Consider the following 25,167-nt stretch of genomic DNA (forward strand, 5'->3'; position numbering starts at 1 on the left):
ATACATGTTGCGCTGGCTTCACGTTCTCGCAGGTAGAAGCTGCTTAATCATTGCAACAACACTGAAGGCTAATGCAACATCGGAGCCGTATTCGTTGCAACGGACTGAGAGTTAACGCTCTGCGCCGAGCTAACGGCCGCTCATCTCGTGTGCCGTCCAGACCTCGCGCTCGCGCCGGGCTCCGCGCTGGCGCCTGGCCGCACCCGGCTCCTGCTGTTGCCTCCGACGACCACCGCTGAATGGCAGGCAGGACCCGCGGCAGCCCGCGCGAGCGAGGGCGGCGAGTTGACGCTCCGGGCTCCGCCCGCCGATGGACGCGGGCTTAGCCGATCAGAATCTCGACATACGGCAGAACGAGGCCGAGCCCGATCGCACTGGGGCACGCCAGGCTCGGCGTGCCTCAGCGCGCCCTTCTCTGCGATGCGCGTTTGCGGTGTCAGCCCGCAAGGGACGCGGACACTGCGGTGGCTCAGCTCGTGGGCTGGGCCGGCTCGGACTGGCTGCCGGAGGAGACCGTGCTGATGAGCATGTCCAGGATCTTCGGGAACACCTCCGCCGTGTCGACATCGGCGTCCCCCATGGTCAGGGAGGCGGTGAGTGTCTTGGCGCCGTCGGGCGTGCTGTACATCAGTGCGCCGTAGCCGCCGGGGCGCGTTGTGGTGGTAGATGGTGCCGCCGTCGATCTCCTGGGCGAACGGCCCGAGGCCGTAGTCGGGGATGCCGTGCGGCTTGCGCATCTCGGCCAGCAGGTCGGCGGGCACGAGCCTGCCGGCCATCAGCGCAGAGATGAAGGTGTGCAGGTCCCGGGTGGTGGAGATCAGGTCGCCGGCGGCGCGGAGCATGGTGGGGTTTGGGCGGGTGACGTCGGCGACCTTCCACTGCTCGCCGTCCTGGTAGCGGCAGTAGCCGTGGGCGTACGGCTCGGGCGGGTCCGGGGAGGAGCCGCCCGCCACGGTGCCCGACAGAGCGAGCGGGTCCAGGATCCGCCGCTGCATCTCTTCGGCGTAGGTGCGGCCGGTGAGGTGTTCGATCAGCAGCGAGGCCAGCGTGTAGTTGGTGTTGGAGTAGCCGAAGTCGGTGCCCGGCTCGAACCGGGCCGGCTTGGCCAGCGCGAACTCCACCAGTTCCTCGGGCCGGTATGCGGGGAGGCGGTTGTCCACCCAGTCCTTGCCCATCGAGGGAATGCCCTGGACGAACGTTCCGTCGGGTTCCACTTCGCCGGTGTAGTTGTAGATCCCGCTGGTGTGCTGCAGCAGCATCCGCACGGTAATCCGCTCGTCCAGCCCGAACCGCGGCAGGTGGCCGGCGACCCGGGCGTCCAGCCCGATCGTGCCGTCGGCCACCAGTTGCAGCACCAGGGCCGCGGTGAAGGTCTTGGCGATGCTGCCCGCCCAGAACCGCCCGTCGGCCGGCGGCTCGGCGGTCTCGCCCAGCTTGCGCACCGCCGCGCTGCCGACCCACTCGCCCCGCTCATCGTCCACCCGCGCCTGCACGCCGAGGAAGCCGGCGTCAACGACCTCCTGGATCGCCTTCTGCAACTCCGGACGGTCCTGCCCGGCAGCGGCCCGGCCATCGGCCTCGGCCGGAGCCTGCTCGCCGAGCAGTCCCATGGACGTCGTCAGGGCCGGCAGCACCTGGTCGGCCAGGGCGGCGACGGTCTTGCCGTTCAGGCCCTTGGGCGCCTTGGCGAGCACGTGCCCGACCAGGCCGGTCGCCGAGGTCGGGGCGATGGAGCCCTCGGTGGCGGCCTTGTGCGCCTAGCCGGCGGCACCGGCCGCCGACATCAGCGACACCGCGCCCCATGCGGCCGTTCGCACGGTGGATTCGTCCTGCTCGGACAGAGTGAGGGACATGCCTGCGTGCTCGATGGCGGCCCGGTGCCGGTCATCGGGTGTTGGGGGCGTGGGGGGTGGTGCGGGCCGTCCGGTCGGCTACGGCGTTGATGGCGGCGGCGATGGTGTCGGGGTGTTTGGCGACCATCCGGCTGTGGTTGGAGGGGACGGTGGCGAACACGGTGACGTTGGGGTGGGCGGCGAGGACGGGGTCGAGGTTGGCGCGCATCGTGCGGACCTCTTCCTCGGTGGCGCCCATGTGCTTGCCGGTGGCCTTGATGAAGGCCACCGGGCACTGGATGTGGGTGTAGTCGTCGCTGAATCCGGCGAGTACCTCGTTGAACTCGATGTTGGCTTCGGCGGCCTGGGCGGCCGACATGCGGGAGCCGAGGCCGAGCGCGGCCAGGATCTTGATGGGGACGGCGTTGCGCCGGAACAGCTTGCGGACCTTGGCGCGGAAGGCGTCGTCGATGGGCTCCATCGGGTAGCCGCCGTCGACGCAGACCACGCCGGCGACCCGGTCGGGGTGCCGGGCGGCGTAGCGGACGGCGAGCGCGGCGCCGTGCGACCAGCCGGCCAGGATCGGCCGCTGCAGGCCGGTGGCGTCCAGGACGGCGGTGATGTCGTCCAGGCAGCCGGCGAAGGAGTAGTCGCTGGAGGTGCCGGACTTGCCGCGGGCGCGTCCGTCGAAGGTGACCACGCGGTACCGGCCGGTCAGCAGGGGCAGCAGTCCCTTCCAGTAGCGCTGGGTGGCGTACATGCCGTTGAGCAGCAGCACCGGCCGGCCGGAGCCCTCGGTGTCGTTGCAGTCCAGCACGGTGTCGGCGACGGGGACCTTGAGATTGCGGGACATGGATGCCTTCCAGTGATGTGCGTCGGTTCGGGTAAGTGATGCGGGCCGTGATGCCCGCCTCAGGCCGTCGTGGTGACGGAGTCGTCGCGACGGGTTCGGAACGCGTTGCGCGCGAACCTCCCGGCGGTCGCCGGCTCAGCTCGTGGTCGGGGGGATCCATTCGGTGAGCTGGATCGCCACGCCGTTGGGGTCGCTGAGCCGCATCGTCAGCTCACCCCACGGCTCCCGCCGGAGCGGGACGGTGATGGCGGCGCCTTCGCGGCGCAGCCGCTGATACTCGGCGGCCAGGCCGGTGACGGCGAAGACCACGATCGCGTCCGCCAGTCCCCGCCCCGGCTGCCACCGCTCGGCGTCGCGTTCGGTCAGGATCAGGTCGACGGCCGCGTCGTCGCGGCCCAATGCGATGAACCCGTCGCCGGTCAGGGTCTCGCGGAAGCCGAGGTGGCCGGTGAAGAACCGGCTGGAAGCCGCCGGATCGTCAACGGTCACCGAAACCGCGGAAGAGACGATGTTCACGCCGCGGCACCAGAAAAGGACACGTTCCCATTCACCTCCCGACAGGGCGTGTTCTTCGGACGCAACAAGCATCACGTCGGGCGGTGCCGCCGATCAACGGCGACCATCGCAACGGTCGTCAACCGCCGGTCAACGGTCTCAGCCGGGCAGCGGTCCAAGCTCGCGCACCACACGGGCCAGGGCGCGGATCAGGTCGTTCTCCGCCTCGCTGCGCCACACCAGCCCGTACGGCAGCGCCTCCATGTCCGTGACCGGCAGGTAGACGATGCCCGGCCGTGGGTAATAGAGCGCCACGTGAGCCGGGAACAGCGACGCCGTTTCTCCCATGGCCGTGTGCAGCAGGGTGTCCTCGATGTTGTTCACGACGGCTGTGCGTTCGATCGACCGGCCCCCCGGAGTGGTCTCGGGAACGTAGCGGTCGAACCATCCACCGGGCACCGGATCGGCGGTCACGTGCCGGTAGTCGCCGACGGCCTCCACCGAGGCCGTGGACCACTTCGCCAGCGGGCTGTCGGCCGCCACGGCCAAGACCCTGGGCTCGGCGAACAGCAGCGGGCCCACGGTCAGGTCGGGTTCGTCCACCGGCGGCCAGGTGACCAGGACGTCGACCTTCCCGTTGCGCAGCTGGGCGAACGGATCCGCCCACGCCGACACCCGCAGCCGCAGCTCCCACTGCGGATGGCGGGAACGGAAGGTCTCCCAGTACCGGCGCAGCTCCTGGTGGTTGCTGGGGAACAGGCTGACCCGCAGCGTGCCGGTCTTGCCCCGGGCCGCCAGCCGGGCCCGTTCCAGACTCTGCGTCAAGCCCTGATGCAGCTCGCGCAGGTCGTCGCGGAGCTGCTCCCCCACCGGCGTCAGCCGCACGTTGCGGCTGTCCCGGGCGAACAGCTCGGCACCGATCGCCCGTTCCTGCTTCTTGATCGCTTTGCTGACCGCCGCCACCGAGACGTGCAGCCGCTCCGCGGTCCGGCCGAAGTGCAACTCCTCGGCAAGGGTCAGGAAGATCTCAATATCGCGCAGCTCCACCCGGACCCTCTCCATCGCCCCCGCCGTCAAGATCGTACATTCGGGGCGCAAGCATGATATGTCCGCCATGGAGCGCACACCACAAGCATGACCACGCGGCGCGCGTGCGGGGCGCGCTTTCCCTGCGAAACCGCAGGCTCGACGCCACCGAACCCGGCATGGCTCACTCGGCGCTCCGGCGAGTGCCATCGGGAGCGGGTGAGAGAAAATCCTCCGCAGCTTAGGCAGCGCTGCGAGCTGTGCGGTGCGCGACCTCTGTCCGCTTTTCCGTACCTTTACCACTAAAGGCAAGGAAAGGGACCAGAGTCCTTTCACCGGCGTTCTTCAGCCGCCGAATCCGCACAGTGCTCCGATTCCCTCGGCCGGGGCTTCGGCGGTGCCGGGCCTGAGGATCCTCACCTCGGCGCCGGTCAGGATGGCGGCGCGGAGCGCGACGGCACGCCGGGACCGGGCAACGCGGCCTCGACCGAACGGGTCAGTGCGTCGCACGCGGCAGTGCCGGCCCCGTGCCGGGCGAGCCGGTTCAGCGTCGACCTCCACCGATCTGACACGGTCTCCGCCTCGGCCGGTGGTGGAAGGCCGAAGTACAGCGACAGTGCCGGGCCGCCGGTCAGGAGCCGGCGCAGGACCGTGGTGTCGGGGTCCGTACTCGCCTTCATTCGGCCAGCGTCCGTCCGGGGCGGATCGGGGTGGAAGGGGCGAAGGTCGGTTCTCAGCGAGGACGTTCGCCGGACTCGCGCTCACTCGAAACGTCGCCGCGCGGAGGCGATCGCCAAGGCCGTACGGCGAGCGCGGTGACGACGAAGGTCCCTGGAGGGACGGCCTGCGTGCGACGAGCCTGGAGGTGTCGGAAAACCTCCCGAAGGAGGCTCAGTTGCCTGCCACCGCTCCGGAAGAGCTGCAGATCCAGTTCATGACGGCCGTGGACGTGCCGGAGGAGGAGGTGCGGCACGCCCGCGAGGTCGTCACCCGTGCCCTCAAGCACGCGCCGCGCCCGGTCCTGTACACGAAGGTCACCCTCGGGATCCTGAACGACCCCGCCGTGCCGCGGCCGTACCTGGTGTCCATCCGGGTCGACCTCAACGGCCGGCCGGTCAACGCCTACGCCGCCGGTCCCACGATGGCCGAGGCCATCGGCCTGGCGGGCAGCCGCCTCCGCGCCCGCGTGGAGCACATGGCGCAGTACTGGGAGACCCGCCGAAAGGCCCCGCGCCGCACCTCGACGCCCCGTGAAGGAGGCGGGCGATGACTCCCCGCGTCGGCATCAACGGCTTCGGCCGCATCGGCCGCAACTACCTGCGCCGCGCCCTGGAAAGGGGCACACCGTGACGGCGGTCAACGACATCACCGACACCGCCACCCTGGCGCACCTGCTCATGTACGACTCCACGTACGGCCGCCTGGGCCGTACCGTGGAGCACGACGAGTCCACGCTCTACGTGGACGGGCGGCCGATCCCGGTGACCGCCCGCCGCGACCCCGCCGAGCTCGCGTGGGACGCCACCGGCACCGACATCGTGATCGAGTCGACCGGCCGCTTCCGGCGCCGGGACGACGCGGCCACCCATCTGAAGGCGGGCGCCCGCAAGGTCATCATCTCCGCGCCCGGCAAGGGCGTGGACGCCACGCTCGTCATGGGCGTCAATGAGGGGACGTACGACCCGGCCCGGCACGAGATCGTCTCCAACGCCTCGTGCACCACCAACTGCGTCGCCCCGATGGCCAAGGTCCTGCGCAGCTCGGCCTCGCGGACCGCCCAGTTCAGCGCCCGCTCGCTCGCGGGCGACGTGCCGTAGCCGAGGAGTACGCCGGGTCGCCCGTTCGTCCGCTTCATCGTCTCTTCCTGCGCCCGTCCTCCGGGGGTGTGCGCCTTCAGCGTCACCGAGGCGGCGCGGCGCCGGCAGAGGCGCCGGTCCGCCGGCCAGGGGGAGCTTCGCCCCCGCTGGATCTGGGGAGGGAGGCTCTCGGCGATGGCACTCGGGCCTGGCCGGGGCCGCCCGGACAGGCCCGAGCCGTCGGGGGTCAGCCGCGTGCGGACGGGACGACGGCGACCGTGCAGGGCACGTGCTGCAAGACCGCGCTGCTGGTGGCGCCGAGCCGCAGCGGGTCGAACCCGCCGGCGCCCCGGTCCCCCACCACGACCAGATCGGCCTTCTCGGCCGCCTCGAAAAGCGCCTGGCGCGGCGGACGCAGTTCCAGCGAGGTCCGTGCCTCCACGTGGGGGTACTTGACGCGCCACGGCGAGACGGCCCGCTCCAGCCGCGCCCCGCAGGTCTCCCTGAGCCGGCGGTCGTCGCCGAGGAGCATGAGGTCACCGCCGACCGCCTCGGCCTCCCAGCAGCCGTAGACCGCGCGGACGGTCCAGCCGCGCAGCGCGGCCTCCTCGAACGCGAAGGCCAGCGCCGCGTCACCGCCCGGGGAGCCGTCCACGCCGGCCACGATCTCCCGATGCCGGGTGCCGGTCGTGCGGACGACCACGACGGGGACGCGGGCGCGCGCGGGGAGCCGCAGCGCCGTCGATCCCACCGGGAGCTCGTCCCGCTCGTGGGACCCCACCACGATCAGCTCGGCGCCCTCGCCCTCGTGCGTCAGCGCCGCGTCCGCCGGCCCTTCGAGCATCCTCCCGCGCACGGTCACCGTCGGGGCGGTCCGCCGGGCGAGGGCCACGGCGTGGTCGAGGAGGTGCTCGCCCATCCGCTTCACGATCGCCACGCCCTCGTGGTCGATGTGGCCGATCGGGTACGGCCAGCGCCAGGCGTGGCAGACCGTGAGCGGAAGGCGGCGCCGCCGCGCCTCCTCGGCGGCCCATTTCAGGGCCCGTTCGCTTCCGTGCGTCCCGTCGTAGCCGACCAGGACGTGGGAACCCCAGCTCATGATCCCTCCATCGTTCGGGCTCGCCTCCAGCACACTCCGCGCCCGGGTGCGCGCGTAGAGGCGAAGGGCCCGGAGGGGAGGGACCTCCAGCCGGTCAGGCGCGTTCGAGCGGGACGCTCCAGCGGAGCCGCGTCCCGCCTTCCGGGCGCGGGGCGGCGTCGAACGTGCCGCCGAGGTCCTCGGCGCGTTCCTGCATGTTCCGCAGCCCGCTGCGGCGCCCGGTCGCGGGGATGCCGGCGCCGTCGTCGTCGACCTGCAGCACCAGGTCGTCGTCGCCCACCTTGATCACCACGGCCGCCTCGGTGGCGTGCGCGTGGCGGGCGACGTTGGACAGCGCCTCGCGCAGCACGGCCAGCAGGTGCTCGGCGTGCTCGGGCGGCACGGCGGTGTCCAGCAGCCCGTCCAGCCGGGTGGAGGGCACGAAGTCCATGCCTTCGGCGACGGCCTCCACGACATGGTGAACGCGGCTGCGCAGGGTCTCGTCCTCCTCGTCGGACGCCTGCAGGGCGAAGATCGTGGAACGGATCTGCCGGATCGTGTCGTCCAGGTCGTCCACCGACCGCTGGATCCGCGTGGCCACGTCCGGCCGCTCGGCCAGCTTGATGGCGCTCATCAGCGTCATGGCGGTGGCGAAGAGCCGCTGGATCACGGTGTCGTGCAGGTCCTTGGCGATCCGGTCGCGGTCCTCCAGCAGCGTCAGGCGTTCCACGTCGCGGCGCCGGTCGGCCAGCTCCAGCGCCACCGCCGCCTGTCCGGCGAACGCCTCCATCAGCCGCTGGGTCGAGTCGCTGAACACCGCGCCGCCCGGCTGGTTGAGCACCGACAGCACGCCGCGCGCCGCGTTGCCCAGGCCGAGCGGGACCACCAGCAGCGGCCCGACGGCGAGGTCGGCGGGCAGGGGGGTGTTCAGGGTGGCCTCCTGGCCGTCCGCGACCCGCAGCGGTGAGCCGGTCTCGTACACCCGGCCGGCGACGGCGTGGTCGATCGGGATCCGGAGGTCCTTCAGCTCACCGGCGCGGTCGCCGTGCGCGGCGTCGATCGCGAACTCACCGGCCACCAGGTCCACCAGCGCGACCGCCGCCAGGTCGGCGTCGGCGATCTCCCGGGCGCGCTGGGCCACCAGGTCCGTCACCTCGTGCGGGTCGGTCCCCGACAGCAGGGCCGTGGAGATCTCCGCCGACGCCTCCAGCCACCGCTCCCGGCGCCGCGCCTCCTCGTAGAGCCGGGCGTTCTCGATCGCCACGCCCGCCGCGGTGGCCAGCGCGGTGACGACCACCTCGTCCTCCTCCTCGAAGTCGCCGCCGCCGGCCTTCTCGGTCAGGTAGAGGTTGCCGAAGATCTCGTCCCGTACCCGGATCGGCACGCCGAGGAAGGTGTGCATCGGCGGGTGATTCGCCGGGAAGCCGTAGGACTCGGCATGATCGGAGATCTCCGGCAGCCGCAGCGGGTGCGGCTCCTTGATCAGCAGGCCCAGGATCCCGTGCCCGTGCGGCCAGTGCCCGATCGCCTCGATCTCGTCCCCGCCCACCCCGACGGTGATGAACTGGACGAGCCGCTCGCCCTCCTCGCCGATCACGCCCAGCGCGCCGTAGCGGGCGTCGACCAGCGTGGTCGCGGCCTCGACGATCCGGCGCAGGACCGTCTCCAGGTCCAGCTCACCGCCGATCGAGACCACGGCCTCCAGCAGCGCGTGCACCCGGTCCCTGGTGCCGCGCGCCGTCTCCAGCCGCGCCTGCAACTCGGCCAGCAGGTCGTCCAGCTGCAGCTGGGGCAGGGTCAGCCTCGCGCGGTCATCGCCGCGCCGCGCGTTCACCGCTGATCGACCTCTCCGCCGGGATTCGGGACCTTGGTCCCATTCTCCAGAGAATTCGACCCTCCCTCATGCGCCGAATGACCGACTAACGTCGATTCCATCACCAGCCAGGATCAAAAGGGGAACCGGGTCATGACCGACATGGAACGCGGCGGGGAGGACGTCATCCGGGTGTTCCTGATGGACGACCACGAGGTCGTCCGCCGCGGCGTGGCCGCCCTGCTGTCGGCCGAGGAGGACATCGAGATCGTCGGCGAGGCCGGCACCGCCGACCACGCCCTGGCCCGAATCCCGGCCGCCCGCCCGCACGTCGCTGTACTAGACGTGCGCCTGCCCGACGGGGACGGCATCACCGTGTGCCGCGAGATCCGGTCGCGGCTGCCCGAGATCGCCTGCCTGATGCTGACCTCGTTCGACGACGAGGACGCCCTCTTCGACGCCGTCATGGCGGGCGCGGCCGGCTACGTCCTCAAGCAGATCCACGGCTCGGACCTGGTCGGCGCGGTGCGCACCGTCGCCGCCGGGGGCTCCCTGCTGGATCCGCGGTCCACCGCCCGCATGCTCCAGCGGGTCCGGGACCGCCAGGAGCGCAAGGACCCCCTGCAGGCCCTCACCGACCAGGAGCGCCAGATCTTCGAGCTGATCGGCGAGGGGCTCACCAACCGGCAGATCGGCGAGCGGATGTTCCTGGCCGAGAAGACCGTGAAGAACTACGTCTCCAACCTGTTCGCCAAGCTCGGCATGCACCGCCGCACCCAGGCCGCCGCCTACGCCGCGCGCCTCAAGGCGGCCCCGCCGAAGAACGGCGAATAGCCGTCGCCGGACGTCCGGCGCGAAGGCCCGGACCAACGGCCCCGTGTCTCCAGGACGTCGGGCTCTGCGGTGACCGCCGCACGGAGCGGAGGCTGGGGTCATGAGGACCGCGCACGAATCCCCAGAGACCCTGGGCCGCGAGGAGAGCCTGGCTCTGCTGGCGACCGTCCCGCTCGGCCGGGTGGCGTTCACCGATCGTGCCCTGCCCGCGGTCCAGCCGGTCGACTTCGTCCTGGACGGCGACCGCAGCGTGATCGTCCGCACCGGGGAGGACTCCGAGCTCGCCGCCGCGCTCCGCGGCGCCATCGTCGCGTTCGAGGCCGACGACATCGACCCCGGCACGGCCACGGGCTGGTCCGTCACGCTCGTCGGCCAGGCCGTCCAGGTGACGGATCCCGCCGAGATCGCTCATGTGGAACGGCTGCGGCTGCACCCCTGGGCCCCCGGGCGGCGCCGCCATTTCATCCGGATCCGGCCCCGGCACGTCTCCGGCGCCCGCATGGCCCGCCCGGGCCGGGCCGAGCCGGGCACGGCCCGCGCGCTCACGCCCTCGCCCTGACCGCCGGGCCGGGACCAAGGTCCCGGCCCGGCGGGGAACCAGGACCCTGCGGCACGGCCGGAACACCGCGTGAACTCGGGAGCGAAAGCACCCCTTCACCCACGGGAGGCGGAGATGAGCCGACTGGAGCGCTGGGAGCCGCGCAGCCTGTTCCCCGACCTGTTCGACTGGCTGGAGTCGCCGGTCACCATGCTGCGGCCCGGCCTGGCCCAGGCCATTCGCGTCGAGAACTACGTCGAGGACGGCCGCTACGTCGTCCGCGCCGAGCTGCCCGGCCTGGACCCCGGCAAGGACATCGAGATCACCGTCACCGGCGGCGTGCTGCGCATCCACGCCGAACGCCACGAGGGGCAGAAGGACGCGCACCGCTCGGAGTTCCGGTACGGAACCTTCACCCGGTCGATCGCCCTGCCCGCCGACGTCAAGGTGGACGACATCGACGCCGCCTACGACCAGGGGATCCTGACCGTGCGGGTGCCGCTGCCCAAGGCCGAGAAGCCCGAGACCAAGCGGATCACCATCGGCGAGTGACCGGCGTGCGTCCCCTGGAAGGGCACCGGGCTCGCACCGGTGCCCTTCCGCGTACGCCCGCGGCGACGGCGGGCGAGCGGAACGCGCGGCCGCCCAGAGAGGCCAACTCCGACCAGGTGTCCCCCGGTCAGCGTGCGGGTCCACACGGCGTGGCTCTGCCCCATGCCACGACCCGCAGGGTGTTCCGTCCCCGTGACCGCGGCGGCCGGGGCGCTGTGGACGGTGCCGTCGAGCCGGGCCCAGCCGCCCCAGCCGGTGCCCGCCCGGTACGTCCGGATCTGAAGCCGGTCCGCGGAGTCGCGGACGAAGACGTCGACCCACCGACCGGCCCGGCCAACGGCCGCCGGTGCGGCGGAGATCGGCAGGCCGTCGGCTTTCGCCCAAGGCTGCCAGAGCTTGCCGTCCGCGCCTCGGCCGAAGACGAGCAGGGTGCCGCCTGCGTTCGCGATCGCCGGGCCGCCGGCGGCCCGGCCGCGCCGGACCGCGGCCGACGGTCCCCCTGGTCGGAGACCATCGGCCGTGGCACGCCGGGACACCGCGGCGGACGCTGTGATCGGATCGCCGGGCGGGCCTTCCTCGACCTCGGGCACCGGCTGGTCCGGCTGGCCGGGCTCGGCATCGAAGAGGCCACCGGGCAGCCCACCGGCGCGCTCTGACGCGGGCTCCGGCCACCGGCGCGCGGTGGAGGTCGCGAGGAAGAGCGCGGAAGGAGGAGGAGATGCGGCCGCGTGTGATCTCCGCTCTGCTGGACAAGGCCGACCGGACCCGGCGGCGGCTCGGCTTTCGACCGCAACCCGCTGCGCCGGAAGGTCGACCGCGTGCAGCGGCGGGCGGACGCCGCGCTGTTCGCCGCCTTGCTACTAATCGCCGTCGTGCTGTGCCCACGCGCGCCCCGGGCGGCGTACGAGGCGGGCGTGCGTGACGAAGCCCGGGAACGGGCCGCCGCCCACCAGGTCGTCGCTGACCGGTGACATCTTCTGCCTGGACGACGGCCCGCGGGTCCTGGACTGCCTGGAGTTCGACGACCGGCTCCGCTTCCTCGACGGGCTGGACGACGCCGCGCTCCTGGCCATGGACCTCGAGCACCTCGACACCCCGGACCTGGCCGGACGCTTCGTCCGCTGGTACGCCGAGTTCGCCGCCGATCCGGCCCCGCCCGCGCTGCGCCACCACTACGTCGCCTACCGCGCGTTCGTCCGCGCGAAGGTGGCGTCCTTCCGCCACGCCCAAGGCGACGCCCGCGCCGCCGCCGAGGCTGGGACCCTCACCGAGGTCGCCCTGCGTCACCTGCGCCACCTGCGCGGTGGGGCTGATCCTGGCCGACGGGCTTCCCGGCACCGGCAAGAGCACCCTCGCCGGCACGATCGCCGACCACCTCGGCTGCACCCTGCTCGGCAGCGACCGCGTCCGCAAGGAGCTCGCCGGGCTCTCCCCGCCGACTCCGGTGCGTCCCCGTACGGCACCGGCCTCTACGGCGCCGGCTGGAAGCGGCGCACGTACACCGAGCTCGTCCGGCGGGCGCGGCGGCTGCTGGAGCTGGGCGAGACCGTGGTCCTGGACGCCTCCTGGACCTCCCGGGAGAACCGCGCCCTGGCCACCGAACTCGCCGGCGAAGTCCAGGCCGAGCTGTACTCGCTGCGATGCCGGGCCCGCCGCCCGCGCCTCGCCCCGGGCTGACTTCCGCCGCGGTTTTCCCAAGAGGCCGTCTTTGTTCACAGCGGGATCAAAGACGGCCTCTACGGCATTTCGCGCATAACCGGCGAGGTGTCAGAGCCTGAAAAGCAGCTTGTACGGTGCCCATATTCGCACCTTCTGCGCCCCGAAGTCGATCACCGCGGAGCGTCCCGGATCCACCTCGACCACGCGCCCGAGCCCGTACCTGTCATGCGTGACCTGAGCGTGGAGCACGGGATCCGGGACGGGCGGCACAACGGGCGGAGGCGGGAAGGGGCTGGTGGGAAGTCGCCGCCGCGGAGTCGAACTGAAGGACACCATGGTCGTATTATGCGCCCAATTCGAGCCGGGGTCGGCTCTTCGGATTTTTGACGGCACCACCGCCCGCCACCCCGACATCCCTCTCACGCTCGCTTCCTCGAAAACGTGATACGGTACGTGTAGTTGCGGTTCCCATAGACATTCTCGTGCGCCTGTCGGTGTGACGTCAGGCGCATTTTTTGTTGCCTCGGATCTTCCGGATGGGGCATCGCGGCGTCCTCGGCCGCGCAAGGCGTGCGGCCGGGACCGACCAGAGGAGATCGCCATGACCACCGGAACCGTGAAGTGGTTCAACGCCGAAAAGGGCTTCGGCTTCATCGAGCAGGACGGCGGCGGCGCCGACGTCTTCGCCCACTTCACCAACATCGCCGCCCAGGGCTTCCGTGAGCTCCAGGAGGGCCAGAAGGTCAAGTTCGACGTCACCCAGGGCCAGAAGGGCCCGCAGGCCGAGAACATCGTCCCCGCCTGAGCCACCCGCCGCCGCGGCGGTCCCCCGGAAGGGAAGAAGGCCGCCGCGGCGGAACCGGCGGTACAGCTCTGTCCTGCAGCACCCCCCATACCCGGCTCACACGGTCCGGGACCGCGGAGCGGGCGGCTGCGAGAACCACACCGGAACACTCCCGGCCGGCCCCACACTCCCGCCCACTCGATCGGAGCCCACCTTGACCACCACCATGGCCGCGACGGCCGTCATCGGCACAGCCGCTCGCCGCCCCAAGGCCCCCGCCGAAATCGTCATGCCCATCCGCCGCCGTCCCAGCGGCACCATCGTCGCGCTGCGCGGAGACCTCGACATCGTCACCGCCCCCGCACTGCGCGAGCACCTGCTCGGAGTGCTCGGCCACAGCTCCGGCCTGCTGATCCTCGACCTGAGCAAGGTGTCGTTCTGCGACGCCTCCGGACTGGCCGTGCTGATCGGCACGCATCGCCGCGCCACCGGGCTCGGCATCACCCTGCACTTGGCCGCTCCCAACCCGCAGGTGACCAAGCTACTGCGCATCACCCGGCTGGACCGCGTCCTCACCGTCATCCCCGCGCCTCCCTGCAGGGACGCCGCGTAACCTCGGCGGGCGGTGCCGGCGTCGACGCCGAGCCGGCCGCCGATCCGCTCCCAGGAGAGTCCGGCGGCACAGCCGGTCCTTTGCCGGAACGGCGTCACCGGGCGCGGCGCGTCTACCGTGAGAGGCGGAGCCGGCACGTCCGGAAGGTCTGGCGGGAAGCGTGGCCATGGAGGCGGCCCAGTCCTTCGAACCGCGGGCGATGCACGCCGAGTTGGGCCCCGCCCGCGACGACCTGCACACCGCTTGCTGAACGAGGCCGCGGCGGCCGATCTGGCACGGCGCAGCGACGGCACCCGCTGGACCAACGAGCAGTTGCTCTTCCACATGATGTTCGGCTACCTGGTCGTGCTGCGGCTGCTGGTCCTGGTGCGGCTGATCGGGCGGCTGCCCGCCCCGCCGGCCGGTCCTGGGCCCGGCTGCTGAACGCCGCGACACGCCCGTTCAACGTGGTCAACTACCTGGGTTCGTGCGCGGCGGCCACCTTCTACGACCACCGCCGGATGAGCGCCGGACTCGACCGGGTCATCGCCGCGCTGCACCGCTGGCTGGACCGCGAGAGCCCGGCCGCCCTGGCCCGCGGCATGCCCTACCCCGAGCGCTGGGATCCGTTCTTCAAGCCGTACATGACGCTGGCCGACGTCTACCGCTCCCCCTCCCTGCACTTCGACCTCCACCGCCGCCAGCTCGCCATGGGCGACCGGTCGTGACGCGGCGCGGCGCGGATTCCGCGGCCGCCGGTCCGGGCGCGCACCCGGCGGGACGGCTCTCGCCACTCGGCCCGTTCCGGCCTCCGCCAGACAGAAGAAGGGGCGCTCCGGGTCTGGAGCGCCCTTCCTTGTCGTGCGGGGGTCGAGCGGTCACTTGAGGACCGGGAAGCGGCGGACGAGGGCGGTCTCGCTCCACCAGCGGCCGAGGCCGAGGGTGTTGCCCGCGCTGACCAGCGCCAGGCCGACCAGGACGATGGCGTAGACGATGTGGTCGTCCATGAAGGGGTTGTTCTCGGGGGGCAGGACGGCGGTCCACATCATCACCAGCAGCAGCGCGCCGGCGCCCGCGGCGATCCGCATGCCGATGCCGAGGATCAGCGTGGCGCCGATCCCGGCCAGGCCGATCATGAACAGCCAGTCGGCCCATGCCATGCCGGCCAGGTCCTTGTAGGAATCGGCGAACGGGCCCTCGGGGGAGTTCTTCAGGAAGCCCGCGGTGGGACTGCCGCCGTCGATCCATGCCTTGGCGGCCGGGGTCTCGTGGCCCAGCCCGAAGGTCTTGTCGAGGAACGCCCAGACGAACACCCAGCCCAGCGACAGCCGGGCGATGGCCCACACGAACCGCGCGGCCGGGGACTCGGTCGGGGGCTGCGGGGCGTGGAAGGCGGGGACGAACCGGCGGTGCTCGCCGGCCCTGGGGGTCGAGACAGCCATTGTGCCTCCCCTTTCTCTTCGATCCCTTTTTCGTTCACCTGCAGTCAACTTCCGGGCCGGCGCCGGGAGTAGGAGCGAAAGACTCGCGATCTCTGTGACCTTGGTCCCTGGATTCGGTGGCCGCGAGAGGTCCACCGTCCTTCGCCGCCGTGCCTTCGCCTCTAACAGCCGGTCAGAAACCTCCATAGCGTCGGGTAGGGAAAGTGGAGGTGCCGATGAGACGGTTCGGGCCAGGATCGGTTCGGACGCGGGCGGATCGCCTGCGGCGGCGCTGCGGATTCGACCGCAACGACCTCCGGCGGGACGTCGGCCGGCGGCAGCACAGGACGGCGCTGCTCCTGGCCGCGCTGTACGTGGCCGTCGCCGCGCCGCCGGACGCGGGCGCCGCCGACCGCACGTTCGATGACGGCGTCCGTGCCGAGCGGCAGGAGGCGGCCGCACGGCACCAGGCCCTCGCGACGATCGATCGCGTCGAGGCGCGGTCGTCCGACCATTCTCGCCCACGCGTTCTTGCGTCGGCACTTTGACGAGCGCCGTCGCAGCGATATGGACGCCGAATCGATCCGTTTCAACAGTCACCTGAAGAATTGATTCTCAAGGAGAAGACGATGACCATTGACATTCCGCTGGGGGAGCGTCGGGTCGCCGAGATCATGACGGCGGACCTGCTGACCATCGCCGCCGGGGAGTCCGTTCTGATGGCCTGGGAACTGATCTGCCGGGCCGATGTCCACCATCTGCCGGTGGTGGACGACCAGGGCGCTTTCCTGGGAGTGGTGGACGCCCAGACGCTCACGGCCGCCTGGGACTCCGCCGGCTCGTACAAGGCGCGCAAGCCCGTCACGACGCTGCTGTCCAGCGCCGCACCCGCCTGGGTGCGCTCGACGGACTCCGTTCGGGTCGCGGCCCGCGTGATGCTGGACGCCGGCACCGACCATGTCGCCGTGGTCGATGCCCACGCGGCGCTCGTCGGCCTGCTCACCGCGAACGACCTCATCGGCGCGCTGGCCGGTGCGGCACCGGAGAAGGCGCCCCAGCGGTCCGGCATGCCGTCCCTCTACCGCATCGAGCCGGTGCTGCCCCGTCCCGCGGCGCGCACGCGGGTCCCCGTGACCAACGGGCGGTCGAAGCCCGCCCGGCCCCGGCCTTCGGTGAAGCCGGCCGGGCGGCGGCCGGTCGAACGGAACGGCGGGGCGTTCACGCCTGGCTCGTGCGACTCAGCCGATCCGAAGTGACGCTCCAGGCAGCGGGCCGGGCGGCACCTTCGTGCCGCCCCCGCTCGCCGGTGGTGCGATGATCGGAACGAGCGAGCCTGGAGGGCGTCGGTATGCGCGTGATCTCGGAATCCCATCTGGCCGCCGTGCTGGCGGGGCTTCCCGGCTGCCCGCGCGTGGTGGCCGGCGGCAACTTCGCGACGCCGTGGCGGACCCTGGCGGTGATCGACGAGGCGCTCGCGGAGTACCGGCTGTTCATGCTCAACGCGCAGCAGGAGACGCCCGACCGCGAAGGCGTGACGCTGGAGACGCCGTTCGTCGGTGCGGGCATGCGCGGGCGCGCGAACCTGCGCTACTTCCCCTCCCGGCTCTCCCTCGTCCCGAACCTGCTCAAGGGCTCCCTGCCGCCCGACGTCGTGGTCGTGCAGGCGTCCCGGCCGGTGAACGGGACGGTCTCGCTCGGCATCGAGGTCAACATCCTGCCCGCCGCTATCGAGGCCGTACGGGCCCGCGGCGGCCTGGTCATCGCCCAGCTCAACGCCCGCATGCCCTACACCTACGGGGACGCGGTGCTCGCGCTGGAGGAGGTCGACTACGCCGTCGAGGCCGACGAGCCGCTGGCCACGCCGGTGCCGCGGCCGCCCGGCGGGGTCTCCCTGGAGATCGGGGGGCGGGTGGCACGGCTCGTGCCCGAGCGCGCGACGCTCCAGCTGGGCATCGGCGCCGTACCGGACGCCGTCCTGGCCGCGCTGCAGGAGCGCACGGGGCTGGCGGTGTGGTCGGAGATGTTCAGCGACGGGGTGCTCGCGCTGGAGAAGGCCGGCGCCCTGGATCCCGCCACGCCGATCACCGCGTCGTTCATGTTCGGCAGCCAGGAGCTCTACGACTGGGCCGACCGCAACGAGCGCGTCCGCATGCTGCGCACCGAGAAGACCAACGACCCCGGCCTCATCGCCCGGCAGCCGCGGCTGGTGTCGGTCAACTCCGCGCTCCAGGTCGACCTGTTCGCCCAGGCCAACGCCAGCCGACTGCGCGGAGCCATCTACTCCGGGTTCGGCGGCCAGACCGACTTCGTCGTCGGCGCCCTGCACTCCCCCGGCGGCCACGCCGTCATCGCGCTGCCGTCCTGGCATCCGCGCGCCGACGTCTCCACCGTCATCCCGCGCCTCGCCGGGCCGGTCACCTCGTTCCAGCACAGCTACATCGTCAGCGAGCAGGGCACCGCCACCGTCTGGGGCAACGACGCCGCCGCCCAGGCCCAGCAGATCGTCGACCACGTCGCCCACCCCGACGCCCGCGACGGCCTCCGCCGCGAAGGCCGCCTCCTCGGCTTCCCGCTGCGCTGAACGGCATCACGCCAGGGACCTTCGCCCCGCAGCCGATGAGCTCCGGCCGTCCCCGCAGGGACGCCGCGGAGGAGCGCGGGAATCGGGCGGCCCCGGCCACCGGGGCGCGAGACCGCCCGCCCGGAGGATCGCCGGCCTGTCGGCCGCCGCCGACAGCCTCTCGGCGATCAGGTACGCCCGGGTCGGCGTGATCTGTGAAGAGCCCGGCCTCGCGGTCGACCACACCATCGACGGCGACTACTCGGCGAACGGCAACAATGACGACCGCGCCGACCGCATCACCGTCGAGCCGGTCGCGCCGGTCGAGTCGTTCATGGCCAAGGTGCGCCGCCACCCTGCCTACCGAGACGCCGACCGTGCTCACCATCACGTCCAACGTCGTGTACGGCTGCCACACCGGCAACACTCCCGACGGCCACCGCGCCGGAGAGCCGTTCGCGCCCGGCGCCAACCCCATGAACGGCCGCGACCGGCACGGGATGGTCGCCGCCGCGCTGTCGGTCGCGAAGATCCCCTACGACCGGGCCCGCGACGGGATCTCGCTGACCGAGACCGTCATGCCCGCCCGCCTCGGCCGTACCGAGGACGACCGGGTCGCCAACCTGGCGGAGATCCTCGACGGGTACGCGGCCTCCGGCGGCTTCCACATGAACGTCAACGTGATCGACCGGGCCACGCTGCTCGACGCGATGGCGCATCCGGAGAAGTACCCGCAGCTGACCATCCGCGTGTCCGGTTACGCGGTCAACTTCGTGCGGCTCACGCCCGAACAGCAGCGCGACGTCGTCGGCCGCACCTTCCACGGTGCGCTGTGAACGCCCGCGAGCGCGTCCTGAGCGAAGCCGTCGCCGAGCTGCGCGAGCCCGGCGGCCCGGCCTCCTCGGGTGCCGTCCGTTCCTGGGACCTGTCCACCCGGGTCGATGGGCCGGGCACCCGGTTCGTGATCTTCACCAGCGGCTGCCCGCTGCGCTGCCTGTACTGCGAGAACCCCGACAGCCAGCGGATGCGCGACGGCCGCCGGGCCACCGTGGACGGGCTGATGGCCGAGATCGCCAAGTACCGGGACTTCCTCGCGGTCGCGGGCGGCGGCGTCACGATCAGCGGCGGCGAACCGCTGCTCCAGCCGGCCTTCACCGGCGAGTTGCTGCGCCGCTGCCGCGCCCTCGGGCTGCACACCGCCCTCGACACCTCCGAGTTTCTCGGCGCTAGGGCGTCCGACGCCCTGCTCGCCAGCACCGGCCTGATCCTGCTCGGCATCAAGGCATGGAACCCGTCCGCCTACCGCCGCCTCACCGGCGCCGAGCTGCGCCCGACGCTCCGCTTCGCCGAACGGCTGGCCCGGCTGCGGGTGCCGGTGTGGGTGCCGGTGTGGGTGCGCTTCGTGCTCGGGGCGGGCGTCACCGCCGGGCCGGACGAGGTCGCGGGCATCGCCTCGTTCTCCGCCGCGCTCCCGAACATCGAGTACGTGGACGTCCTGCCGTCCCACCGCCTCGGCGCTGCCAAGTACGACCGGCCCGGGATCCCCTTCCCCTCAGGGACGCCGAACCGCCCGGCACCGACCTCGTCGCCCGGGTTCAGGCGACCTTCCAGGCCCACGGCCTGGCCACCCGCTGACCGCGGAAGCCGGAGCGGTGCCCGCGGCCTCGGCGGGCCGCGGGCATCCTGCCCACGTCAGGCGTTCAGCAGCAGGCGGAACCCGCGGGCGCCGTCGCGGACTCACCGGCGGTAGCGGTGCAGCATGCCGAGTCCTCGGCCTTGGTCAGGGTGTCGGTGTCGCCCTTGACCACGTACACCTCCCAGGGCTCTCGCCCGGGTGCGGTGACCCAGACCTTGTCCTGGACGGCGTAGCAGCAGGAGGTGTCGTTCTCCTCGAACGTGGCCAGTCCGGCGTCGGCCAGGCGCCGTCCGGCGGCGGTGACCTGGCCGGTGGTCTCGACCTCGACGCCGAGGTGGTCCAGGCGCGTGGGCTCGCTGCCCTCGGCCTCGATCAGGACGAGCTTGAGCGGCGGCTCGGTGACGGCGAAATTGGCGTAACCGTCGCGGATCTTGGCCGGTCCGGTGCCGAACAGCTTGGTGTAGAAGGCGATCGAGCCTTCCAGGTCGGACACGCGCAGAGCGAGCTGGACGCGGGACATCGGGTTCCCCTCTCGTCGGGTACGTGCGGCTACAGCGGGCGCCCCGGCCCGGTGACCGGGGCATGGGGGCGCGCCAGGACCGTGCCAGTGGCACGCGAGCCGGCGGACGGCGATGGATCATCCCCGCACCCATTGCTTCGAAGTTGGTCTAACTAGGCACTGGACCAAGTCTGACGCCCTATATAGATCGAAGTCAAATTAGATGGACATCTAAGTCGCAACCGTTCGATCCTGACCGCGCGGGGACGGTCGGCGGCGGTCTCCACTCCGTGGCGGGCACAGGGGACGCTCGTTAAGCGGGCGCCGCGCCGGCTGCGGTCCTCTTCGTCGCTGTCCTCACGCTGCTGGCGGTGCTCCAACTCGCGCTCGTGTGCGGCGCGCCGTGGGGCGGGCTCGCGTGGGGCGGGGGCAGCACGGGGTGCTTCCGGTCCGGCTGCGGATCGGGAGTGCCGCCGCGCTCGTCCTGTACGTCGCGTTCGCAGCCGTCGTTTCTCGAGCCGAGCAGGCGGGATCGACGTGCTGGCTCGGCCTCTAGCGGTCGCCGGCACCTGGGCGGTCTTCGGGCTCTCGGTGCTCAGCACCGTCACCAACGCGCTGGCCCGCAGCCAGCCGGAGCGGTACATCGGCACACCAGCTGCGCTCGCACTCGCGGTGACCAGCATGATCGTCGCACTCGGCTGACAGCCCCCGCCGGCGTGCGCGGGGGCATGCCGATCACGTCTCGCGGCGGGCGGAGTTCCTCAGGGGTGGTGAGACCCGGCGGGCCGCGACGCGGATTCGAACACCTCGATGAGGTTGCCGGCGGGGTCGGCGAGCAGGAACTGGCGCCCGCCGGGACCGGCGACGACGTCGCTGCGGAACGGCAGGCCCGCGGCCCGCAGGCGGGCGATCTCGGCGTCGAGGTCCTGGACGATCAGGTGGATGCGGTTGCGTCCGGCGGCGGCATGCTCGGCGGGGGTGGCACGGGCGCCGGAGCTGGCGGGACCGGACAGCAGCAGCCGCAGCGGGCCGCGTACCACGTCGGCGAACGCGGGCGCGGCACTGGCGTGGAGCGTGAAGCCGAGGTGGGTCGTGTAGAAGTCGACGGCCGCCTGGACGTCGTCGACGAGGTAGCGGACGCTGGCGTACTGGCCGGGTGCCGTCATTGCTGGGCCTCCGATGCGGCGAGGACGGGCAGTAGGTGGCGGATGCGTGTGTCGATGTCGTCGGCGGCGCCGATGAACGCGGCGTGCTCGGTGCGGCCCGCCGTGGCCGGGTCCGGGATGCTCCAGTGGACGCGCCGGGCGGAGTCGCCGAATTCGGGGCAGACTTCGCGGGCCTTGTCGCACAGGGTGATGACGTGGTCGAAGCGGCGGCCGCGCACGGCGTCCAGATGGCGGGGGCGCCGGCCCGCGATGTCGATGCCGTACCGGTCGCGCAGGACCTGGACCGCGCGGGGATGCAGCGTCGCTTTGGGACGGCTGCCCGCGCTGGCCACCTCGGCCCGCCCGGCGGTGCGGTCGCGTAGAAGGGCTTCGGCGATCGGAGAGCGGGCGCTGTTGCCGGTGCACACGAACAGAACGGTCACCGGCGGCCGTCCAGGGGCGAAGGCGGGAGCGGCCGGGGCCATCCGCAGTGCCGGGTGCAGGGCGGCACCGGTGCCCGCCAGCGCGTGCGCGCACCGGTCCAGGTCCAGGTGGTAGTAGCTGTCGCGGCCGTCGAAGCTGCTCCGGGTCGCGGTGACCAGCCCGCCCTGGCGCAGCAGCCGCAGGTGGTAGGAGACCAGGTTCTGCGGCTGGGCGACCAGGCCGACGAGTTCTCCCACGCGCAGGTCGCCGCGTGCCAGCTCGGCCACCAGCCGCCAGCGCAGCGGATGAGCGACCAGGCCGAGGAACGACCGCGGATCGGCTTGCCCGGGCGGCACCATAGGGCGACGGTACATCAAACGGATTTGATGCTTAAGAGCGAGCGAGAGAACTGGCCATGGCCGGAATCCTTGGACCGAACCCCAGAAGATCCACGGTGCCCCTGGCCATCGAGCCCACGATGTAGACATCCCAGAGGTGCAGCGCGGACAGCGACATCTCGTGCCGCCGGGCCTCGTCGACGGCCCCGTTCCAGCGCCTGCCGTTCTCATGTCCATGCTGATCGGCACACCCGGCACCGGCCCCCGGACGCCGACCGAGCCCAGGTGATACGACTGAACACGAGGCTCCGGCGCCTTACCGACCTGCATCGGAGGAGCGGACTCCAGAGGTCGTTCTCGGAGCTGGAGCGGCACGAGGCGCTCACCGCCATGTGATCGGCCACGTGCCTCATCACGACGTACGTGACCGGCCACATGGCGCTCGCCCGGTATCCGCGGCTGGGGCTGCGCGCAGTGCCAAGGCCCAAGGCGCAGCTTCAGCGCACTTCTATCCAGCGGGCTCAGGCGACGAGCGCCCGGAGTTCCAGGGCGACGCCCTTGGCCCTTTTCCGGATTCGCTCGCGGTCGCGGTAGTCGCCGCTCGCGCTTTGCGCGATCTTGGAAGCGATCGTCCCGTGCGCGCCGGGGACCAGCCGCCCTCCGAAGGTGACGTGCCAGCGCGCTCCAAGGTGCCGCATGGTGCCGGCGACGCCCCGCACCGGCGCGGGCTGCCGGTCGGCCGCCGATTCGTCCAGCGGGCCGCTGCTGAACAGCCAGACCGGCCGGGACGCCAGCGCGTCCCGGTGCGCCCGGACGAAGCGGCGCGCGTCCCGGTGCCACCGGGAGGCGTACAGGGCACCGCCCACGATCACGGCGTCATGGCCGGTGACGTCCTGCACCAGGCCGGCCCGGCGGGCCTCGGCCTCGATGCCCTCCTCGCGCAGCGCCTCGACGATCCATTCGGCGATCTCGGCGGTCCCGCCCCGCTTGGAACCGTAGGTCACAAGGATTCTGGGCATGCCGCCTCCTCCCGCTCGTGTCAGGCACCGGACGTGCCCTCCCCTCGTCTGGAGTCCACCGCCCGCCGGTGGACCGACCTAGAGTCGTTGGTCCCCGGCTCGTGCCCCGGCGGCGTTCAGGCGATGCTCTCTGACGGCGTACGCCACCCTCCGGCCAGGACGTTGGCCTCTGCTCTCCGCCATCAGCCCGGGTGGAGCCTGGTGCCATGCAGACGAACGGTGACGACATCCCGGAGCTCGGCCGGGACGAATGCCTGGCGCTGACACGCTCCGTGAAGGTCGGCCGGGTGGTGTACACCCGGCGGGCGCTGCCCGCGATCCAGCCGGTCGCCTTCGCGCTGGACGCGAACGGGGACGTGACGGTGTTCACCGCACCGGACTCGGAACTCGCCGCGGCGGTGCGGGACGCCATCGTGGCCTTCGAGGTCGACGGTTCCGGCCCGGCGGGCACGGGCTGGTCGGTCACCATCATCGGCAGGGCCGGGACGCCGCCCGAGTCCTCGGATCACGCGGGGCCGTGGCCGGCGGGATCACGTGCGCGGCCGGTCCGCGGGAGCGTTCGCACGTTCCGCATCGGCAACCGGATGATGACGGGGCGGCGGTTCGCTCTCCATGCGCCCGAGCATGGCGGCCGAGCCGCCTGAGCAGACGGGGCCGGGACGACCGCCACGGGCACGCACGGTGCGGGACGGAGTGGTTCACGCGGCCGAGGGGCATGCCGCGCCGATGGCGCCGTTCGTAGTCCCCGACCACGACCAGCGCCGCTTTCCGGCACCGTGACCAGGGCCTGGGAAGGAGGGCCTGGCTGCCATCGCCGGGGTCACGGCCACTTCGGGAAGCCGCGGGCTCCGCGGGTGCCGACGGCGAGCAGCGACGCCGCCCGGCCGCTCGCAGCCACGAGGGCCTGACCGGCTTCCTGCGCGTACTGGCTCGCCTCGTCCAGCGGGGCCGTCCGTTCCGCCCGCAAGTGCCACTGGCTCGCCCTCGGGGCGGAGTAGAACACTCCCCCTTGACCGCGATGAGGACCAAGGTCCCCGCCGGCCAGGCCGCCGGGCCTCGCGGTCCGGGCGGAACGGCCGTTGATGCGAGGTGAATCACGGACCTCGTCCGGGCCGGGAAGGACCTTGGTCCCTGTCGGTGCCGCAGCGGCGGGCGAAGGATGGAACCGTCCTGAAGGAATGCGTGGGAAGGCGCACGATGCGACCCAACCTTGCGGCCGGAGAGAGCGTCCGCCTGGCGACCGTGGTGTGGAGCACCACGGACACGTCCACCGTGGTGGGGGTGAGCGGCGAGCTCGACATGGCCACCGCCGGTTCCTTCGGCGCGGCGCTGGCCGGTGTGATCGGCACCCGGCGGCCGAACGTGGTGATCGACGCCTCGCGGCTCGGTTTCTGCGACTCGGCCGGGCTGGCCGCGGTGGAACTTGCCGCCGACCTGGCCGCGGCGTGCGGCGGGACGATCACGATGGTCGGGGCCCGCCCCGGGCTGCGCAGTCTGCTGCGGATCACCGGAACCGACCGCCGCTTCCTGCGCCCCGGCCCGAGCCTCCGCGGAGGTGCCCCATGCTGACCCACGAAGTGATGACCGCTCCGGTGGTGACCGTTCCGCCGTACGCCACCGTCCGCCAGGCGATCCGGGTCCTGCACGAGCACGACATCACCGCCGCGCCGGTCGCCCGGTCGGGCGGGCGCATGGTCGGCATCGTCCGCGAGATGGACCTGCTGCGCGGCGCGTTCGAGGCCGACCCGCGCGCCTTCGCGCGGCCGGTCGCCGGGCGCGGCGAGGCGCCGCCGCGCCTGGTCTCCGACGTCATGACCGCCGACGTCCGCATCGCGTGCGCCAACTCCGACGCCGCCGCGCTGGCCGACATGATGGTCCGTACCGGGATCAAGAGCGTGCCCGTCGTGGCCGACGGCGAGCTGATCGGCATGGTCAGCCGCCGCGACCTCATCGCCGTCCTGGCCCGGGGCGACGCGCGCGTCCACGACGACGTCACCGCGACGCTGGCCGAGTACGGCGAGCAGGGCCGGTGGGCGGTCACCGTGTGGGACGGCATCGTCGAGCTGCACGGCCGGGGCGACGAGTCCGCGCGGCGGCTGGCCGACGCCATCGTCCGTACCGTCCCCGGCGTCACCAGGGTCGCCGTCCTGGACGGCTCCGGCCGCGACTGACCACCCCGGTACCGGCATGCGGTGCCACGTGCCGCGCGAAGGAGACCAAAATGCCGGCGACCGCACCACGACGGACCGGGGCCGCCGGCTCCGGTGAAGGGCC

The 25,167-nt window shown here is 72.2% G+C and carries 31 protein-coding genes and 1 pseudogene; 20 read left to right on the plus strand and 12 right to left on the minus strand.

Annotation, left to right across the window (positions count from 1 at the left end; all coding sequences use genetic code 11):
- Positions 1-140 precede the first annotated feature (140 nt).
- From ACA361_RS41390 to ACA361_RS41410, 5 genes are all read right to left on the minus strand, one after another.
- On the minus strand, positions 141-1,694 hold the full coding sequence (locus ACA361_RS41390) for a serine hydrolase domain-containing protein (RefSeq protein ID WP_375020632.1): 1,554 nt from the start codon (positions 1,692-1,694) through the stop codon (positions 141-143).
- Between the two features lie 190 nt (positions 1,695-1,884).
- Positions 1,885-2,685 (minus strand): alpha/beta fold hydrolase, encoded by an 801-nt coding sequence (locus tag ACA361_RS41395; protein WP_375020633.1) that lies wholly within the window; start codon positions 2,683-2,685, stop codon positions 1,885-1,887.
- A 135-nt stretch (positions 2,686-2,820) separates the two neighbouring features.
- The gene (locus ACA361_RS41400) at positions 2,821-3,174 is read right to left on the minus strand and encodes a VOC family protein (RefSeq protein WP_375020634.1); all 354 of its coding nucleotides are present in this window, start codon (positions 3,172-3,174) and stop codon (positions 2,821-2,823) included.
- Between the two features lie 165 nt (positions 3,175-3,339).
- On the minus strand, positions 3,340-4,242 hold the full coding sequence (locus tag ACA361_RS41405; protein ID WP_375020635.1) for a LysR family transcriptional regulator: 903 nt from the start codon (positions 4,240-4,242) through the stop codon (positions 3,340-3,342).
- Positions 4,243-4,637: 395 nt separating this feature from the next.
- Positions 4,638-4,886 (minus strand): hypothetical protein, encoded by a 249-nt coding sequence (locus ACA361_RS41410; protein WP_375020636.1) that lies wholly within the window; start codon positions 4,884-4,886, stop codon positions 4,638-4,640.
- Positions 4,887-5,101: 215 nt separating this feature from the next.
- Between ACA361_RS41410 and ACA361_RS41415 the strand changes: the two genes are divergently transcribed.
- Positions 5,102-5,476: a hypothetical protein gene (locus tag ACA361_RS41415; RefSeq protein ID WP_375020637.1), complete on the plus strand. Its 375-nt coding sequence runs from the start codon at positions 5,102-5,104 to the stop codon at positions 5,474-5,476.
- Positions 5,477-5,552: 76 nt separating this feature from the next.
- Positions 5,553-6,023 (plus strand): glyceraldehyde 3-phosphate dehydrogenase NAD-binding domain-containing protein, encoded by a 471-nt coding sequence (locus ACA361_RS41420; protein WP_375020638.1) that lies wholly within the window; start codon positions 5,553-5,555, stop codon positions 6,021-6,023.
- Between the two features lie 226 nt (positions 6,024-6,249).
- On the opposite strand, the gene ACA361_RS41425 is transcribed toward ACA361_RS41420, so the two are convergent.
- Both ACA361_RS41425 and ACA361_RS41430 read right to left on the minus strand, forming a co-directional pair.
- Entirely contained in the window at positions 6,250-7,101 is an 852-nt protein-coding gene (locus ACA361_RS41425) for a universal stress protein (protein WP_375020639.1), read from the minus strand.
- Positions 7,102-7,195: 94 nt separating this feature from the next.
- Entirely contained in the window at positions 7,196-8,914 is a 1,719-nt protein-coding gene (locus ACA361_RS41430; RefSeq protein WP_375020640.1) for a GAF domain-containing sensor histidine kinase, read from the minus strand.
- A gap of 132 nt (positions 8,915-9,046) precedes the next feature.
- Here ACA361_RS41430 and ACA361_RS41435 point away from each other — a divergent pair, with 132 nt between their 5' ends.
- The 8 genes from ACA361_RS41435 (at position 9,047) to ACA361_RS41470 (ending at position 14,580) form a co-directional block, all read left to right on the plus strand.
- Positions 9,047-9,727 carry a response regulator gene (locus ACA361_RS41435; RefSeq protein ID WP_375020641.1) on the plus strand — a complete coding sequence of 227 codons (681 nt, stop codon included), beginning with the start codon at positions 9,047-9,049 and terminating at the stop codon, positions 9,725-9,727.
- A gap of 100 nt (positions 9,728-9,827) precedes the next feature.
- Positions 9,828-10,286, plus strand: a complete 459-nt coding sequence (locus ACA361_RS41440; RefSeq protein WP_375020642.1) for a pyridoxamine 5'-phosphate oxidase family protein — start codon at positions 9,828-9,830, stop codon at positions 10,284-10,286.
- A gap of 114 nt (positions 10,287-10,400) precedes the next feature.
- Positions 10,401-10,817, plus strand: coding sequence for an Hsp20/alpha crystallin family protein (locus ACA361_RS41445; protein ID WP_375020643.1), 417 nt, complete (start codon positions 10,401-10,403; stop codon positions 10,815-10,817).
- A 1,303-nt stretch (positions 10,818-12,120) separates the two neighbouring features.
- Positions 12,121-12,573 (plus strand): AAA family ATPase, encoded by a 453-nt coding sequence (locus tag ACA361_RS41450; protein WP_375020644.1) that lies wholly within the window; start codon positions 12,121-12,123, stop codon positions 12,571-12,573.
- A gap of 504 nt (positions 12,574-13,077) precedes the next feature.
- Positions 13,078-13,281, plus strand: a complete 204-nt coding sequence (locus ACA361_RS41455; RefSeq protein ID WP_375020645.1) for a cold-shock protein — start codon at positions 13,078-13,080, stop codon at positions 13,279-13,281.
- Between the two features lie 193 nt (positions 13,282-13,474).
- Positions 13,475-13,873 carry an STAS domain-containing protein gene (locus ACA361_RS41460; RefSeq protein ID WP_375020646.1) on the plus strand — a complete coding sequence of 133 codons (399 nt, stop codon included), beginning with the start codon at positions 13,475-13,477 and terminating at the stop codon, positions 13,871-13,873.
- A gap of 243 nt (positions 13,874-14,116) precedes the next feature.
- A complete protein-coding gene (locus ACA361_RS41465; RefSeq protein WP_375020647.1) occupies positions 14,117-14,296 on the plus strand; it encodes a hypothetical protein in 180 nt (59 codons plus the stop codon).
- Positions 14,297-14,319: 23 nt separating this feature from the next.
- Entirely contained in the window at positions 14,320-14,580 is a 261-nt protein-coding gene (locus ACA361_RS41470; protein ID WP_375020648.1) for a hypothetical protein, read from the plus strand.
- A gap of 150 nt (positions 14,581-14,730) precedes the next feature.
- On the opposite strand, the gene ACA361_RS41475 is transcribed toward ACA361_RS41470, so the two are convergent.
- Positions 14,731-15,294: a hypothetical protein gene (locus tag ACA361_RS41475; RefSeq protein WP_375020649.1), complete on the minus strand. Its 564-nt coding sequence runs from the start codon at positions 15,292-15,294 to the stop codon at positions 14,731-14,733.
- A 215-nt stretch (positions 15,295-15,509) separates the two neighbouring features.
- Between ACA361_RS41475 and ACA361_RS41480 the strand changes: the two genes are divergently transcribed.
- The 6 genes and pseudogenes from ACA361_RS41480 (at position 15,510) to ACA361_RS41505 (ending at position 19,583) form a co-directional block, all read left to right on the plus strand.
- The gene (locus tag ACA361_RS41480) at positions 15,510-15,821 is read left to right on the plus strand and encodes a hypothetical protein (RefSeq protein WP_375020650.1); all 312 of its coding nucleotides are present in this window, start codon (positions 15,510-15,512) and stop codon (positions 15,819-15,821) included.
- 81 nt (positions 15,822-15,902) lie between these two features.
- Complete coding sequence (locus ACA361_RS41485) at positions 15,903-16,529, plus strand: HPP family protein (RefSeq protein ID WP_375020651.1); 627 nt, start codon at positions 15,903-15,905, stop codon at positions 16,527-16,529.
- A 92-nt stretch (positions 16,530-16,621) separates the two neighbouring features.
- Positions 16,622-17,854 (plus strand): acetyl-CoA hydrolase/transferase family protein, encoded by a 1,233-nt coding sequence (locus ACA361_RS41490; RefSeq protein WP_375020652.1) that lies wholly within the window; start codon positions 16,622-16,624, stop codon positions 17,852-17,854.
- Positions 17,855-18,020: 166 nt separating this feature from the next.
- Positions 18,021-18,152 (plus strand): annotated as a pseudogene (locus tag ACA361_RS41495) (hypothetical protein); the annotation flags it as partial.
- Positions 18,153-18,210: 58 nt separating this feature from the next.
- On the plus strand, positions 18,211-18,669 hold the full coding sequence (locus ACA361_RS41500) for a glycine radical domain-containing protein (protein ID WP_375020653.1): 459 nt from the start codon (positions 18,211-18,213) through the stop codon (positions 18,667-18,669).
- Positions 18,666-19,583, plus strand: a complete 918-nt coding sequence (locus tag ACA361_RS41505; protein WP_375020654.1) for a radical SAM protein — start codon at positions 18,666-18,668, stop codon at positions 19,581-19,583. Before ACA361_RS41500 ends, ACA361_RS41505 begins: the two co-directional genes overlap by 4 nt.
- On the opposite strand, the gene ACA361_RS41510 is transcribed toward ACA361_RS41505, so the two are convergent.
- The gene (locus tag ACA361_RS41510) at positions 19,534-19,989 is read right to left on the minus strand and encodes an ArsI/CadI family heavy metal resistance metalloenzyme (RefSeq protein ID WP_375020655.1); all 456 of its coding nucleotides are present in this window, start codon (positions 19,987-19,989) and stop codon (positions 19,534-19,536) included. The genes ACA361_RS41505 and ACA361_RS41510 overlap by 50 nt on opposite strands.
- A gap of 516 nt (positions 19,990-20,505) precedes the next feature.
- On the opposite strand from ACA361_RS41510, the gene ACA361_RS41515 reads away from it, so the two are divergent.
- Positions 20,506-20,670 carry a hypothetical protein gene (locus tag ACA361_RS41515; RefSeq protein ID WP_375020656.1) on the plus strand — a complete coding sequence of 55 codons (165 nt, stop codon included), beginning with the start codon at positions 20,506-20,508 and terminating at the stop codon, positions 20,668-20,670.
- A 59-nt stretch (positions 20,671-20,729) separates the two neighbouring features.
- Here the strand turns inward: ACA361_RS41515 and ACA361_RS41520 are convergent, their stop codons facing one another.
- The 3 genes from ACA361_RS41520 to ACA361_RS41530 all read right to left on the minus strand — a co-directional run bounded on the left by ACA361_RS41520 (position 20,730) and on the right by ACA361_RS41530 (position 22,893).
- Positions 20,730-21,134, minus strand: coding sequence for a VOC family protein (locus ACA361_RS41520; RefSeq protein WP_375020657.1), 405 nt, complete (start codon positions 21,132-21,134; stop codon positions 20,730-20,732).
- On the minus strand, positions 21,131-21,895 hold the full coding sequence (locus ACA361_RS41525; RefSeq protein ID WP_375020658.1) for an ArsR family transcriptional regulator: 765 nt from the start codon (positions 21,893-21,895) through the stop codon (positions 21,131-21,133). The genes ACA361_RS41520 and ACA361_RS41525 overlap by 4 nt, the downstream gene beginning before the upstream one ends.
- Before the next feature lie 500 nt (positions 21,896-22,395).
- Positions 22,396-22,893 (minus strand): flavodoxin domain-containing protein, encoded by a 498-nt coding sequence (locus tag ACA361_RS41530; protein WP_375020659.1) that lies wholly within the window; start codon positions 22,891-22,893, stop codon positions 22,396-22,398.
- A 206-nt stretch (positions 22,894-23,099) separates the two neighbouring features.
- Between ACA361_RS41530 and ACA361_RS41535 the strand changes: the two genes are divergently transcribed.
- From ACA361_RS41535 to ACA361_RS41545, 3 genes are all read left to right on the plus strand, one after another.
- Positions 23,100-23,537: a pyridoxamine 5'-phosphate oxidase family protein gene (locus ACA361_RS41535; protein ID WP_375020660.1), complete on the plus strand. Its 438-nt coding sequence runs from the start codon at positions 23,100-23,102 to the stop codon at positions 23,535-23,537.
- A gap of 553 nt (positions 23,538-24,090) precedes the next feature.
- Positions 24,091-24,462: an STAS domain-containing protein gene (locus ACA361_RS41540; protein WP_375020661.1), complete on the plus strand. Its 372-nt coding sequence runs from the start codon at positions 24,091-24,093 to the stop codon at positions 24,460-24,462.
- Entirely contained in the window at positions 24,456-25,064 is a 609-nt protein-coding gene (locus ACA361_RS41545) for a CBS domain-containing protein (protein ID WP_375020662.1), read from the plus strand. Before ACA361_RS41540 ends, ACA361_RS41545 begins: the two co-directional genes overlap by 7 nt.
- The last annotated feature ends 103 nt before the right edge of the window (positions 25,065-25,167 follow it).

This window comes from Actinomadura sp. 21ATH (genome assembly GCF_041951345.1).
Classification (GTDB): domain Bacteria; phylum Actinomycetota; class Actinomycetes; order Streptosporangiales; family Streptosporangiaceae; genus Spirillospora.